General features: G+C 48.9%; 8 protein-coding genes. 4 read left to right on the forward strand and 4 right to left on the reverse strand.

The window, feature by feature from the left end; translation table 11 throughout:
* Nucleotides 1-50 precede the first annotated feature (50 nt).
* From leuB to leuC, 4 genes are all read right to left on the reverse strand, one after another.
* Complete coding sequence (gene leuB / locus ACO08K_RS10305) at nt 51-1121, reverse strand: 3-isopropylmalate dehydrogenase (RefSeq protein WP_320028025.1); 1071 nt, start codon at nt 1119-1121, stop codon at nt 51-53.
* 3 nt (nt 1122-1124) lie between these two features.
* Nucleotides 1125-2648, reverse strand: a complete 1524-nt coding sequence (locus tag ACO08K_RS10310; protein ID WP_421796309.1) for an alpha-isopropylmalate synthase regulatory domain-containing protein — start codon at nt 2646-2648, stop codon at nt 1125-1127.
* A gap of 90 nt (nt 2649-2738) precedes the next feature.
* Nucleotides 2739-3332, reverse strand: coding sequence for a 3-isopropylmalate dehydratase small subunit (gene leuD, locus ACO08K_RS10315; RefSeq protein WP_421796310.1), 594 nt, complete (start codon nt 3330-3332; stop codon nt 2739-2741).
* 84 nt (nt 3333-3416) lie between these two features.
* A complete protein-coding gene (gene leuC, locus ACO08K_RS10320) occupies nt 3417-4814 on the reverse strand; it encodes a 3-isopropylmalate dehydratase large subunit (protein WP_421796311.1) in 1398 nt (465 codons plus the stop codon).
* A 542-nt stretch (nt 4815-5356) separates the two neighbouring features.
* Here leuC and ACO08K_RS10325 point away from each other — a divergent pair.
* The 4 genes from ACO08K_RS10325 to ACO08K_RS10340 all read left to right on the forward strand — a co-directional run bounded on the left by ACO08K_RS10325 (nt 5357) and on the right by ACO08K_RS10340 (nt 13749).
* Nucleotides 5357-7567, forward strand: a complete 2211-nt coding sequence (locus ACO08K_RS10325) for a PHB depolymerase family esterase (protein WP_421796312.1) — start codon at nt 5357-5359, stop codon at nt 7565-7567.
* A 388-nt stretch (nt 7568-7955) separates the two neighbouring features.
* The gene (locus ACO08K_RS10330; RefSeq protein ID WP_421796313.1) at nt 7956-12656 is read left to right on the forward strand and encodes an SUMF1/EgtB/PvdO family nonheme iron enzyme; all 4701 of its coding nucleotides are present in this window, start codon (nt 7956-7958) and stop codon (nt 12654-12656) included.
* Between the two features lie 227 nt (nt 12657-12883).
* A complete protein-coding gene (locus tag ACO08K_RS10335; protein ID WP_421796314.1) occupies nt 12884-13393 on the forward strand; it encodes an RNA polymerase sigma factor in 510 nt (169 codons plus the stop codon).
* A complete protein-coding gene (locus ACO08K_RS10340) occupies nt 13390-13749 on the forward strand; it encodes a hypothetical protein (protein WP_421796315.1) in 360 nt (119 codons plus the stop codon). Before ACO08K_RS10335 ends, ACO08K_RS10340 begins: the two co-directional genes overlap by 4 nt.
* Nucleotides 13750-13753: the final 4 nt, after the last annotated feature.

The raw sequence follows: 13753 nt of genomic DNA on the forward strand, positions 1-13753 counted from the left end.
AGCTAATGGACAAACTCACTTTTCACTTTTCACTTTTCACTTTTCACTTTTTATTTCAAAATGTATTCCGCCAACCAATCTCCCACCTGAGAAGTTTTGAAGGCTTTGGATTTATCCGTTGCAATATCTTCCGTAACCGCATCTGCCGCTAGTGAAGCGTCTACTGCATCGCGTACGGCTTTGGCTTCGGCGGGCAATTTGAGTCCCAACTCCAACATCAACGCGGCAGAAAGTACAGTACCAATTGGGTTGGCAATGTCTTTGCCAGCAGCCTGAGGATAGGAACCGTGGATGGGTTCGAACACTGAGGTATGGATACCCACGGATGCAGAAGGCAACAAGCCCAAGGAACCCGTAATTACACTAGCTTCGTCAGACAGGATATCCCCAAACATGTTTTCGGTGAGCATCACGTCAAACTTCTTGGGCCACTGGATGATTTGCATCGCCGCGTTGTCTACGAACATGTAATCAACCTCTACATCGGGATAATCAGCCACCATGCCCTGTACGGTTTCTCTCCACAGGCGAGAGGTTGCCAATACGTTGGCTTTGTCCACTACGGTCATGCGTTTGTTGCGCAGGCGGGCGTACTCAAAACCCAATTTGGTGATCCGGGTCACTTCTTCCTTGCTGTAGACACAGGTATCGTAGGCTTTTTCGCCATTTTCGCTGCGGCCGCGTGGCTCACCAAAGTAGATACCGCCAGTTAATTCACGGATTACCACAAAATCAGCACCTTCAACCAGATCGGGGCGCAGTGGAGATTTGTGAATCAGGGATTGAAAGGTATTGATCGGGCGAATATTGGCATACAAGCCCAGTTTTTTGCGCATGGCCAACAAACCCTGCTCAGGACGTACCTTCGCTTTAGGGTCGTTGTCGTATTTTGGGTCACCGATGGCACCAAAAAGTACCGCATCGGAGTTCATACAAATCTGGTGGGTTGCTTCGGGATAAGGCTCCCCTACTTCATCGATGGCATGGGCTCCAGTGATGCCAAATTGAAAATCAAATTCATGCCCAAACTTAGTGCCAACGGCTTCCAGAACTTTTACGGCCTGAGCCACTACTTCCGGACCAATGCCGTCGCCAGGAAGTTTTGCGATAGTGAATTTCATTGATTATTGGTTTTCGATAAGATTCAACATTTTGATTGTTGCCTTGATGGCGGCAATGGCCTGATCTGAGTCCAAACCACTGGTTTTGAACGGCCGCCCCTCATCCTGCTGCCAGGTAATTGCAGTATGGCAGAGTGCATCCGTTTTTCCACCCGGTGGAATGGTTACGACATAATCGATCAAACGGGGCAGGTTTTTACCCAAACTTTGATAAATCTGGCGCAGTGCACTCATGAAAGCATCGTATTGGCCATCACCATCAGCAGTGCGCTCATAGGTTTTGCCATCAATTTCGATGCTCAAAGTAGCTACTGACCGGAGGCCTGCAGCCACCGAAAGTGCATAATTTTTGATGCGTACCCGTTGCTCCAGGGTTTGTTTTTCCAATACATCGGCAATGATGTAGGGTAAATCCTCCTGGGTTACCACTTCTTTGCGGTCGCCCAACTCATTGACCGCTTTGGTGACGAGGCGCATGGATTCCTGATCGAGTTCGATGCCCAGTTCCTCCAGGTTCTTGCGAATGCTAGATTTTCCAGCCATTTTACCCAAGGCATAGGAATGTTTGCGGTTGAAACGCTCGGGGCTGAGGTCGTTGTGGTAGAGGTTGCCTTTCTGATCACCGTCGGCATGGATGCCGCTGGTTTGGGTAAACACAAACTCGCCCACAATGGGCTTATTGGTAGGAATACGTACGCCGGAATAAGACTCAACGAGTTTACTTACGGAGTACAGTTTCTTTTCATCTACGGAAACCTCGCAGTGCAAATGGTCTTTCAATACCCCTACTACGCTGGACAAGGAAACATTACCTGCTCGTTCACCCAGGCCATTGAGCGTTACATGTACACCTGCGACTCCCGCTTTTACGGCGGCCATTACGTTGGCTGTAGCCAAATCGTAGTCGTTGTGGGCGTGAAAATCAAAGCTCAAGCTGGGGAAACGCTGGATAACGTCGCTGCAAAAAGCAAATGATTCATCGGGATTGAGAATCCCCAGGGTATCGGGCAACAAAATGCGGTGCACCGGGGCCTTGCTCAAACCAGTCAGCAGGTAATACACATACTCCGGTGAGGTGCGCATCCCATTGGACCAGTCTTCAAGGTAAACGTTGGAACGAATGCCAATTTTTTCGGCGCGGGCCAATACATCCAGGATGTCGCTGAGGTGTTCTTCCTTGGTTTTGCGCAATTGTTGGGTACAATGGCGCTCCGATCCCTTGGTCAATAAATTCAGCACTTTGGCACCAGAATCCCGCATCCAGTTCAGGGAACGATCTCCATCCACAAAGCCCAGGATTTCAATTCGATCGATGTAGCCTTTTTCTTTGGCCCAATCCATGATCTTCTTGACCGCGGTGAACTCCCCCTCCGAAACGTGTGCAGAGGCAATTTCAATGCGGTCGACCTTTAGCTCTTCCAACAACAACCGAGCTATCTTGAGCTTCTCCTGATCGGTAAACGATACGCCGGAGGTTTGTTCACCATCCCGGAGGGTGGTGTCCATGATTTCGATCTTCCGTCCCATAACTTATTGTGAGTTATGAGTGATGAATGATGAGTGATGAATTCAAGAATCTCACAATTCATCATTCATCACCTATCACTCATCACTCCACTAAGCTCTCTTTTTCTCGAATTCCTCGATCTTATCTTTCAAACTCAACAGATAATCGATGTCATCGTATCCGTTCAGCATGCATTCTTTTTTGTAAGAATTGATCTCAAAAGAGGCTGACGCACCAGTAGCATCAATGGTAAAGGTTTGTGCTTCCAAGTCAACCGTAAAAGTTGCTTTTGAATCCGCTTCGATGGCCTCAAAAATTTGTGCCAGGAATGCGTCACTTACCTGAACGGGCAAAAGGCCGTTGTTGAGTGCGTTGTTCTTGAAGATGTCGGCAAAAAAGCTGCTTACAACTACCTTGAAGCCATAATCGGTGATGGCCCAGGCGGCATGCTCCCGGCTGGAACCACAACCAAAGTTTTTACCACTCACTAAAATGTCCCCACTGTAAATGGGATTGTTGAGGGCAAAATCGGCAATAGGCTGGTTGTTGCCATCGTAACGCCAGTCGCGGAACAGGTTTTCCCCAAAACCATCGCGGGTGGTCGCTTTCAAAAAGCGCGCCGGGATGATTTGGTCCGTGTCCACGTTTTCTATATGTACTGGTACCGCTGAAGAGTGTACCTTTTGGAATTTTTCGCGTGCCATAAATGACGATTTATAAAATGAAACTTCCGTAAGGACAACCCTTTGTGGTTGTCCTCTGGCTGGGTCAATCACTTAGGATTGACCCTACAGATCGCGTGGATCAACAATTTTTCCGGTTACCGCCACTGCTGCTGCAGTAATTGGGCTTGCCAGCATGGTGCGGGCACCTGGGCCCTGGCGACCTTCAAAGTTGCGGTTGGAGGTCGAAACAGCGTACTTACCTTTGGGAATTTTGTCTTCGTTCATCGCCAAACAAGCCGAACAGCCTGGTTGACGCAACATAAAGCCAGCCTCTTCCAAAATGGCCACGAGCCCTTCTTCCTGAGCTTGTTTTTCTACCTGCTTGGAACCAGGTACGATCCAGGCGGTGATGTTGTCCGCTTTTTTCTTGCCTTTTACAAACTGAGCAACCGCTCGCAAGTCTTCGATCCGACCATTGGTACAACTGCCGACGAACACATAGTCAATTTGTTTGCCCAAAAGCGATTCGCCAGGTACAAGTCCCATGTATTCGAGTGATTTGGAAAAGCTGGTGCGACCAGACTCTTCAATATCGCTCAAGTTGGGTACGTTACCAGTAACCTTAACACCCATACCCGGGTTGGTCCCGTAGGTAATCATCGGTTCAATGTCCGCAGCGTTGAAATGCAGTTCAGCATCAAATACCGCATCTGCATCGGTGTACAGCTCGCGCCATTTGGCTACGGCAGCGTCGAAGTCAGCGCCTTTGGGAGCAAATTCGCGGCCACGAATGTATTCGAAAGTGGTTTCGTCGGGAGCAATCAAACCGCCGCGGGCACCCATCTCGATGCTCATGTTGCAAACGGTCATGCGGCCTTCCATGCTCAGGTTGCGGAAAGCCGAACCTGCGTATTCCACAAAATACCCGGTGCCACCACTGGCGGTGATTTGGGCAATGATGTACAGGATAATGTCCTTGGCGCCTACACCAGGCCCCAGCTCACCATCTACGGTGATGCGCATGCGCTTGGGTTTGCTTTGCATCAGGCATTGGGTAGCCAACACCATCTCAACTTCGGAAGTTCCGATCCCAAAAGCTACGCTGCCAAAAGCACCGTGGGTTGAAGTATGGCTATCGCCACACACGATGGTCATCCCGGGTTGGGTAATGCCCAATTGGGGGCCAACGACGTGCACAATCCCTTGGTAGGGGTGATTGAGGCCATAAAGGGTAACGCCATGTTTTTCACAGTTTTCAGTGAGTTTATCCACCTGAAAACGGGAAAGGTCATCGCGAATTGGCTTGTCCTGATCAATGGTAGGCACGTTGTGGTCAGGAGTTGCCACGGTACGGTTGGTGCGGAGCACTTTGAGTCCGCGTGCATCCAGTCCGGCAAAAGCTTGCGGACTGGTCACTTCATGGATCAAGTGTTGGTCGATGTACACCACACTTGGGCCATCTTCGATCTGTTCAACTACGTGGGCGTCCCAGATCTTATCGAATAAGGTTTTACCAGCCAATTTTTGAGGATTTTAAAAATTTCACAAAATGGTTAGCAAAATTATGAAGTTTTAGCAGAATAAACTGACTAGCAGAAAAAGGAATAAAAAAATGGATGCTGGAAAAACTGGGCATTTTGTTTTTCATGAGTTCAACACCGCGCTGGGTGAAAAGCCTTGTAAAATCTGCATTTCCACTGATTTTTGTCACTTTGCCTATAGTGGGCTGATTTGAGCGGAATGACTGGGCGGGCTTCGTAAATTATTGAAAAAAATGGCCTCAATATCACAGCTTTAGCAAAAAATCAGGCAAAAAAGGCGCAAGCGGGGCATTTTGCGACAGCTTTTATACAAGTATTTATTAATCAGTTTTTTAGACTTTAAAAAACACCGGTTGACCCAAGTTGTCAACCCTATCTGTTTTTTCATCCTTTCCCCAAACAAGCAGGAAGTAAATAGTTTTGATGTCAGAATTTTATTCCGTTTTTTCTCGATAAATCAATACAGCACTGAAAGCGGGATGATTTTCTCCAACTATTGTTCAGTCCAAAAAACTCGTAATCATGCGGACCCTCCTCCTTTTTATCCTGCTTTTGTTTTTTCAGCATACTTATGCCCAATTGCAACAAATCAGCGGATTTGGTACCAATCCAGGCAATTTGAACATGTATTTGTATGCACCCAGCAACATGCCTGCCTCTGCGCCTGTGGTAGTAGCCATGCATGGCTGCACCCAAACCGCTACCCAATTCGCTACCGAAACCGGCTGGAATACCCTAGCCAACCAGCATAAATTCTACGTCATTTACCCTGAGCAACTCAGCAGTAACAATTCTTCCCGCTGTTTCAACTGGTTTGAATCAGGTGACATTACTCGCGGTCAGGGAGAATGCCGGTCCATCAAATCTATGCTCGAATACCTTGCCGCCAATTATAGCATTGATGCGAGTCGGGTGTTTGTCACCGGTTTTTCGGCTGGAGGTGGGATGACCACCGTCATGTTGGCTACCTATCCCGAAGTATTTAAAGGAGGAGCAGTGATGGCTGGTTTACCTTACAAAGCAGGCATTGGTTCTACCGCCGCTTTTAGTGCCATGTCACCAGGTGTGAACAAAACGCCACAAGAATGGGGCAATTTGGTACGCAGTCAAAATTCGTCCTACCCCGGTCCTTGGCCCAGCGTGGCCGTTTTTCACGGCACCAGTGATTTTACAGTTAAAAACATGAACCTCACCGAAGTCATGGAGCAATGGACGAATGTGCACGGCACCGATGCCACCGCCGACCTGACCCAAAGCAGCTTCAATGGCAATGGCAACATCACACGTAAAAACTATCACAACAGCAGTGGCACTCCAGTGGTGGTTACCTACGACATCACAAGTATGGGTCATGTTGTGGCTATTGACCCGGGAACGGGAAGCACCCAAGGCGGCACTACGGGTAGTTATAGCTCCGATGTCAATTTTTATTCCTGCTACTGGGCGGGTGAATTCTGGAATTTATTTGGCAGTACGCCACCGCCAAGTATCGCTGCACCAAGTGGGCTAAGTGCAACGGCGCAGTCCTCAAGCAGCATTGCACTCAGCTGGACCGACAATGCGAACAATGAACAGAATTATCAAGTAGAGCGTTCGACCAGCAGCAGTAGCGGATTCAGCGTGATTGCTACCCTGGGTGCCAATAGCAGCAGTTACACTGACAACGGGCTCAATGCCAGTACGACCTATTATTATCGGGTGCAAGCAAGCAGCGGCAGTACCTCTTCGGCTTATTCCAATACGGCCAATGCTACCACTTCGGCCGGTGCAGGCACTGCTCCTGATGCACCTACCGCTTTGGCTTTACAAAGTCGTACCAGTAGTTCAATTTCCCTGAGTTGGGTTGATAATTCCAGCAATGAGGACAATTTTGAGTTGCAACGCTCCCTATCTGCTGGGGCTGGGTTTAGCACCATCGCCACGCTGGCGGCCAATACCATTACCTATACCGACAATGGATTAAGTCCCAATACAGCCTACTTTTACCGGGTACGAGCCACCAACATCAACGGAGTCAGTGCTTACAGCAACGAGCTGAGTACCAGCACCCTCCCAACCAGCACGACCACCATCATTCAGCAAAACACGCAACAAGCTTATATTTCGGTCAACAATCTTTTCAATTCAGGTCAGTCCTTCACCGCAACAGTGACCGGCGTTCTGAGTAAGATCGACGTCAATTTGCGCCAGGCGGTAAGTAATTCTACTCTACGCATTTACAGTGGGAATACAGTGAGCGGCACTGCATTGTACCAACAAACGGGGATTAGTGTTGGCTCGGGTTGGCAAAGCATTACCTTGAACAATACCTTTAATTTGACAGCGAATCAGCAGTATACCTTTGTACTCACGGGTTCCTCCTTTGGATACGCTTTATCCAATGCCTACAGTGGGGGCCATTTGTGGTACAATGGGTTTGCTTATAGCTTGTACGATGCGGCTTTTCGAGTGTATCAGGAGAGCTCGGGGTCTTTGATTCAGGCAGAATTGGCCAGGTTGCAAAGCCCGGGAGTGGTGGTGTTTCCCAATCCAAGTCGGGGAAAATTCACGGTGAGTAGTCCGGAGGATTTGGCTTTCCCAGTACAGTTGCGGCTTTATGATGCGGCTGGACGATTGGTTAAAATGGAGTTGATGCTGGGGCCAGTACAAGAGTTTGATTGTACAGAAGTCAAGCCAGGCTTGTATTGGATGAGTTTCGGAAAAGGGAAGGTGCAGGCGGTGGTCGTGGAGTAATTTGAACCTTTTACGAACTTGACTATAAGCAAAGCGCCATTTTTTCGCAAAGGAAACAACAAGGGGCACAAAGCGAAGCGTCGTCAACGTCTAACTTTGTGACCTTTGTGCTGCCTTGGTGTCCTTTGTGAAAATGAGTCGCTTCGGAAAAACCATGGTATCACACACATGCTTTGTGGTTAAAAGCGCCCTATCCACCACTCTTCTCAATAAATCTTGTGTTGTCTCAATATTTCCTTAAATTTGAAAGCTCCAAAACCATGTTTTTTCAACAACACGCAACAGCATCGACACCGAAATCCCACATATTGATCTACCCTTAGCAGGCCTGCTCACACGCCTGGAACTCGCGGGCTTCCAACTTAGTCCGGCCGAACAGGTCCGACTTATGCAAGTGATCAGCGGTCCGGCCACTGCACTTTGGCGGGAGCCAGAAAAATTGAAATTTTTACTCGCTCCAATTATTGCCCACAGCAAGGCGGAACAGGAGCGTTTTTACGCCATTTTTGATCAATATTACGCCGAATTACTGGCGGCAGCTACTGAGGCAGATAAGGCTGAGGCCAGTGGTGTTTGGCTAAAAAAACTACGCGCCGGGTTGCGCAGGTATTGGTGGATTTTACCCATTTTGGTTGCTGTTGTAGGGTTGGTTTACTGGGTCAGCAAAAACCTTCCAAAGCCTCCTTCACAAGGGATTTCAATTGGGTACAGTATCTCTTCCACTCCTGTCCGGATTGGAGACACTGCAACTTTCACCCTGAACACCCGCAACATCGATACAATTGGCACAAAAGTCACTTGGCGACTATTGGACAAAAAAAGTGGGCAAAGTGAGGCTGAAGCAAGTGGCGTAAAGAGCTGGCAGCTCTCTTTTGATACGCTGAAAGGGAGCCCTGAAAAAATAGTGGAAGTTGCCGTTTACGAAAAACGACGTGATACAACTTTCCAATACCGTGGGGATTTGACCATCGAGTGCCCCCACCCACCGCAGTTGGAGGGTTTGGATTTGCCCGACAATTTGCCACCCGGGGAAACCTTTACCTTCGCCCCCAATTTAGTGGATGAAACCAAAGACTTGCAATTTCGCTGGGATTTTGGCGACAATCAAACGAGTACCGAACGTGCACCTACCCACCGCTACCTTGAAGAAGGCTCCTATACCGTTGAGCTTCAAGTGACCCGAACTGGCCAATCCGGTTTTTGCACCACCAGCACCTCCGCCATTATGCGGGTGGGTGAAGACCAGGTCTTTTTACCCTGGTATGATTTGCAATACGATCCGGTCCGGACGCGGGCTACTTTTGGTTGGTTGCCCTGGGCGCTGGTGTTTTTGCTAGGGGTATGGACCTTCTATTGCATTTTCCGCTGGGCAAAAACACAGAGGCCGTTACCACCACCGCCAAAGAAAGAGCAAGCCCAAGGGGTGCACCAACAGGGAGTAGATCGGCCACCATATGACATTCCATTCCGCCCCTTGAATGGCCTCATCCGCAATTTAACGGGCCAATTTCGTCTTGCTGACGCTCTCCGACGACGCCAGGAAGGGCTGCGTCAGGAGGTAGATGTACCCAAAACCGTGGATGTTACCATTGCCAGTGGTGGTTTTCCCCGCCTGCAATTCCGCAATACGACCAAGCCCGCTGACTACCTGTTCTTGGTGGATGAACAAAATGAAAGCAGCCACCAGGGGCGTTTGTTGCGGCACTTGGTTAAGGTGTTGCACGATCAGGATGTACACGCGGAGGTGTTTTATTACCGCTGCGAGTTTTTCCATTTTTGGAATACCCAATATCCGCAAGGCATCACGCTAGAACAAATCAGTCGTTTGTGCCCGGAGCACCGTTTGGTGGTATTTGGCGATGCGCATGCCCTGCTTGATCCTTATGGACAGACCGACAAAGCCCTGCGTCCGGAAGCTGTTGCCGATTTTCAGCGCTGGAAACAAAGGCTGCTGCTCAGCCCTCGCCCACCCCAAAGTTGGGATTTTCGCGAAGCCAATATCCATAATCTCTTACCCGTTTTCCCCACCGACCTGGAGGGGCAAATGGCCGCCGCCAATTTCATCGACAATGGCATGGCACCCGAAGATTTGCCCAGCACTTTTGCGACCTGGCGAGAAAAACTGGCCAATTCTCGTACTGAACCAGACATCAACCGGCGCTGGCGCAGTGCAGCTGATCATGCTGAATACTTAGGCTATGGTTCAGATTTGTACCGCTGGTTTTGTGCGCTGGCCCTCTATCCTACCCCCACCTGGGAAATTACACTGACCATTGGTGCCGCGCTGGACATTCCCTTGAATGCCGATAACCTGCTGATAATGGCGCGGATTCCGAGTTTGCAAGAAGGCAAAATCAATCCACGCCTACGCAAGGAAATGCTGTCCGAACTAGACGAATGGGATACCAATATTGCCCGTGAAGCCATTGCCACAGAGTTGGAGGCGGCTCTGGCCGAAGCGACACCTGGCTTTGCCCATCGGGCTTTACAAAGCAATCTGGCAGTGCAACGTTTTGCACTGGATCCATACGGCAGCGAGTCACAAGCGCAAGTAAAATTGTTGCTCGATCAAGGCTGGTTTAATCGCCTGCACATTGAAGAGATGGGGGGTATAGCGGCACAGATCCTGGCCCCCAAACGACGCTCCCGACCAATGACCAAAGGGGGATTCACAGAGCAAACTGCTCAAGCTGAAGAAACTTTTGAAGGCAGTTTTGTACAAGGAAACATGGCGCAACAGAGCAACATGGGCAATTTTAACCGCCCTAGCCCCACCCTGCCCGCTGATGAGCCAACGCTGCGGCGCTTTTTGGAGGAAAATAGCCAAGAAACGCAGCCAGTGTTGCCCGAAGTCGAAAAAGCCCCCAAACCCAAAACCATCAACCGGGAGTTTTGGAACATGGTGACTTGTTTACTGTCCACTTTGGCCGTCATTTCTATCTTGATGCTCCTGGATAGCACTCCCACGTTACACCGTTGGGCTTTCGGTAGCGATCCCCAGCAGAGAATCTATGACCCCAAGGTTAAAATGCGTGGGAATCCCTTAGTTAAAGAAGCGGTGTTTATCGACAGTGCAGCTATTTTGAACAACCAGGCCGTGCAGTTGTATCGGGAGCAAGCTTTTGCGGAATTGCAAAAAACGGCGAGCGGCCCCAGTAACTCACCTCAAACATATGCCTATCCACCGCAGGTGCGCAATTTGCTAGAACAAGCCCTCAAGGCAGACCAAACCCATAGCTCCGCTGCACTCAATTTGGCCCGCTTGAACTACAATATAGGCGTGGCATATTACCAGGCTGCCCGAAATGGCAGCAGCTTGCAGGCGCCCGATTCCCTTGCAATGCTCCAGCTCCAGCAAAATGATGCTTTAGTGGATTATTTTGCCCGAAAACAAATCAACAGCAGAAACGTCACTACTTTTAATGCCTTGCATGCTGCCAGCAAACACGCTCTAGGGGTCATTTTTTACTTGATCAATACGACCAATGATCCATCCTTAGCTGAAGGCATCCATTCCGAATTGCAAGCTCAAGGCTTTTTTGACACCACCAGCATTCGGCCCAATTTGGCTACCCTTTTGCAAAAGGAACCTTCCCGGATTTACGATATTCTCCCGAACACAGCTACAGAAACCAGCCTGCAAGTCCAAGTCAATTATTACACCAATCCCAACCGCGACAAAAGCCTGCGCTTGCGTTTGACCGCTCTGGAACGCAGAAATGGAGGCAGCAGTGCCGTTGCTACCTACGTACCTCGACAAGAGCGGTCAGCCCAATCCAGGGAGGGCAATGAACGTTTCACCTTACAGAGCAATTTGATTAAGCCCGGTGATCAGCGGCGGACGGATAGTTTGCGGGTAGAGTTGGTCCGCATCAATCCCAACCCACGGGACTTTGCAGTGGTGGCCAAATTGACTATTCCTTACTCCAAAATCTGGGGCAAAGCCGCCCAAGCACCCGAAGAAGAAGTGGCTTATTTCAATGGCCGGATTGTCGACGGAGTCACTGGTGGCCCCCTCCGCGCGGAAGCAAACGTAAGCTGGGAATGGCTGTACCGCGACAATCGGAAAATTCCGGGGCGTTTGAATTCGAACAATGGCAACATAACCATACGCCAAACCTTATCCAGGGTAGCTACTTTGACGCTTCGGGTCAATGCGGAAGGGTATCGGCCCTACGAGCGGAGTTTTACCCAGGCTGAATTGCAGCGGATGAATGAAAAACTGCCAGAGGTGAGAATGGTGCCGTTGGAGCAGCAGGGTGTTGATACGCGGCAGCAGGAGCAGATGAACAACAGTGGCCGGAACAACTATACTGCTATCCAACCAGAGATGGTACGGGTAAATGGGGGGACATTTACGATGGGTTGCATTGACGGGCGAGACAAAGATTGTAATGCAACCATAAAACCTGCACATGAGGTTACTTTGAGTACTTATTTTATGGGAAAATACGAGGTCACCAATGCCGAGTTTGCGGTATTTTTAAATGACATCAACGACAATCCAACGCGCTTTAATTATCCCAGCGACCCGGTGGAAGAACACCAATGGGGTTTGCAAAAAATTACTGAAAATGCAAGTACCCGCTGGGCTCCGGCAAAAGGTTATGATAAATATCCGGTGGTCAACGTGAGCTGGGTCTGGGCAGATGCCTATTGCAAGTGGTTGAGTCGCCAAACGGGCCAGAAGTATCGTTTGCCGAGTGAGGCGGAATGGGAGTATGCGGCCAGAGGTGGGCAGGCTTCTGCTAAAAATCGCTTTCTATACGCAGGTAGTGATCAAATTGGAGATGTAGCATGGTATGCTGACAATGCAAAAAGAACGAATCCAGTGGGGCAAAAACGCCCCAACCAGTTGGATATTTACGACATGAGTGGCAATGTTTACGAATGGTGCCAAGATTGGTATGGCTCATATACAGCAGGCAATCAAACCAACCCCGGGGGGCCGGTTTCCGGCAGGGAGCGAGTGATGCGAGGCGGGTCGTTTGGGATGCTTGAGGAGAGTATGTATTTAGTGGCTCGAGAAAAAAATTATCCAAATTTGTCGAATCAGAATTTGGGTTTTCGGGTGGCGAAGACGCCTTGAATATTTCTTTCGTAAAAAAAGGACTACAAAAGCGACATGAATAGCAGCTCGGAGGACGCGGATTGAGCGGATTTACGCTGATTTTTTCTCGAGCCTTCGGCACGAGCTGCATCTTTTTATAAAAAACTTTTTTTGAAAATTATTCCTGCACCTTGTCCTATAAAATGCTTGTTCAAGCGACCAATTGCAAAAGAACTTAAATTCAACCGTCATTTCAACCTGAATCCATGCAAAAAAACACCGAATGGAAAAAGCAGGTGCAAGAATTCCACCAGGAAAGTTACCTATGGAGTCTGTGTTGTTGTCATTACGACAAGGAAATGGCGAAGGATGTATTGCAAACGGTGTATTTGAAAATTTATGAGGGTAAAGCATTGTTCAACGAAAAATCGAAGCTCAAAACCTGGCTCTTTTCTATCATCAGGTTTACAAGTATAGATTTTATCAGAAAGTATGGGGGAGTTGTAGAAACATTGAATGACGCTCACCATCAAATTCCCGGACCCGAAGGGCATGTTGATTCCGACCATGAGCAGTTGTTCAGAAACCTACTTTCATCACTTTCAGGTCAACAACGTGAAGTGCTTACCCTTGTTTTTTACCATGACCTCACCCTGGTGGAGGTCGCCTCGCTGATGGACCTATCCATTGGATCGGTACGAACACATTACCAGAGGGGGAAAGAAAACTTTAAAAAATTGCTTGTCCAACTCAAACTTGATGTCGATACATTATGAAAACGAGTGATGAAAAACTAAAAGCAACTTTCAAGAAAAGTCTCGAACCTCTGCGCGGCGATGTTCCGGATTTTGAGTTGATGTGGCAGGAAGCGGGCAAAGGTGCAAGGAGAAAGGTACACGTAATGTGGAAAGCCGCAGCGTGTATTGCTTTGTTAATCACAGCTGGCACCTTACTTCTATTGAATGGGGACCATAAAGAGGGGCAGTTGAATTCCTCAGCTCACATTTCCAATTGGCAGGAACCAACAAAAAACCTGATGCCCGCTAAGCCAGGTGTATCGTTGACCACCCTAACCACCTGGACTTCGCCCACTGATTTTTTGCTTACTGAACACCTCCAAAACTTTAAATAGCACA

Origin of the sequence: Haliscomenobacter sp., from assembly GCF_965225875.1 — a bacterium.
Lineage (GTDB): Bacteria > Bacteroidota > Bacteroidia > Chitinophagales > Saprospiraceae > Haliscomenobacter.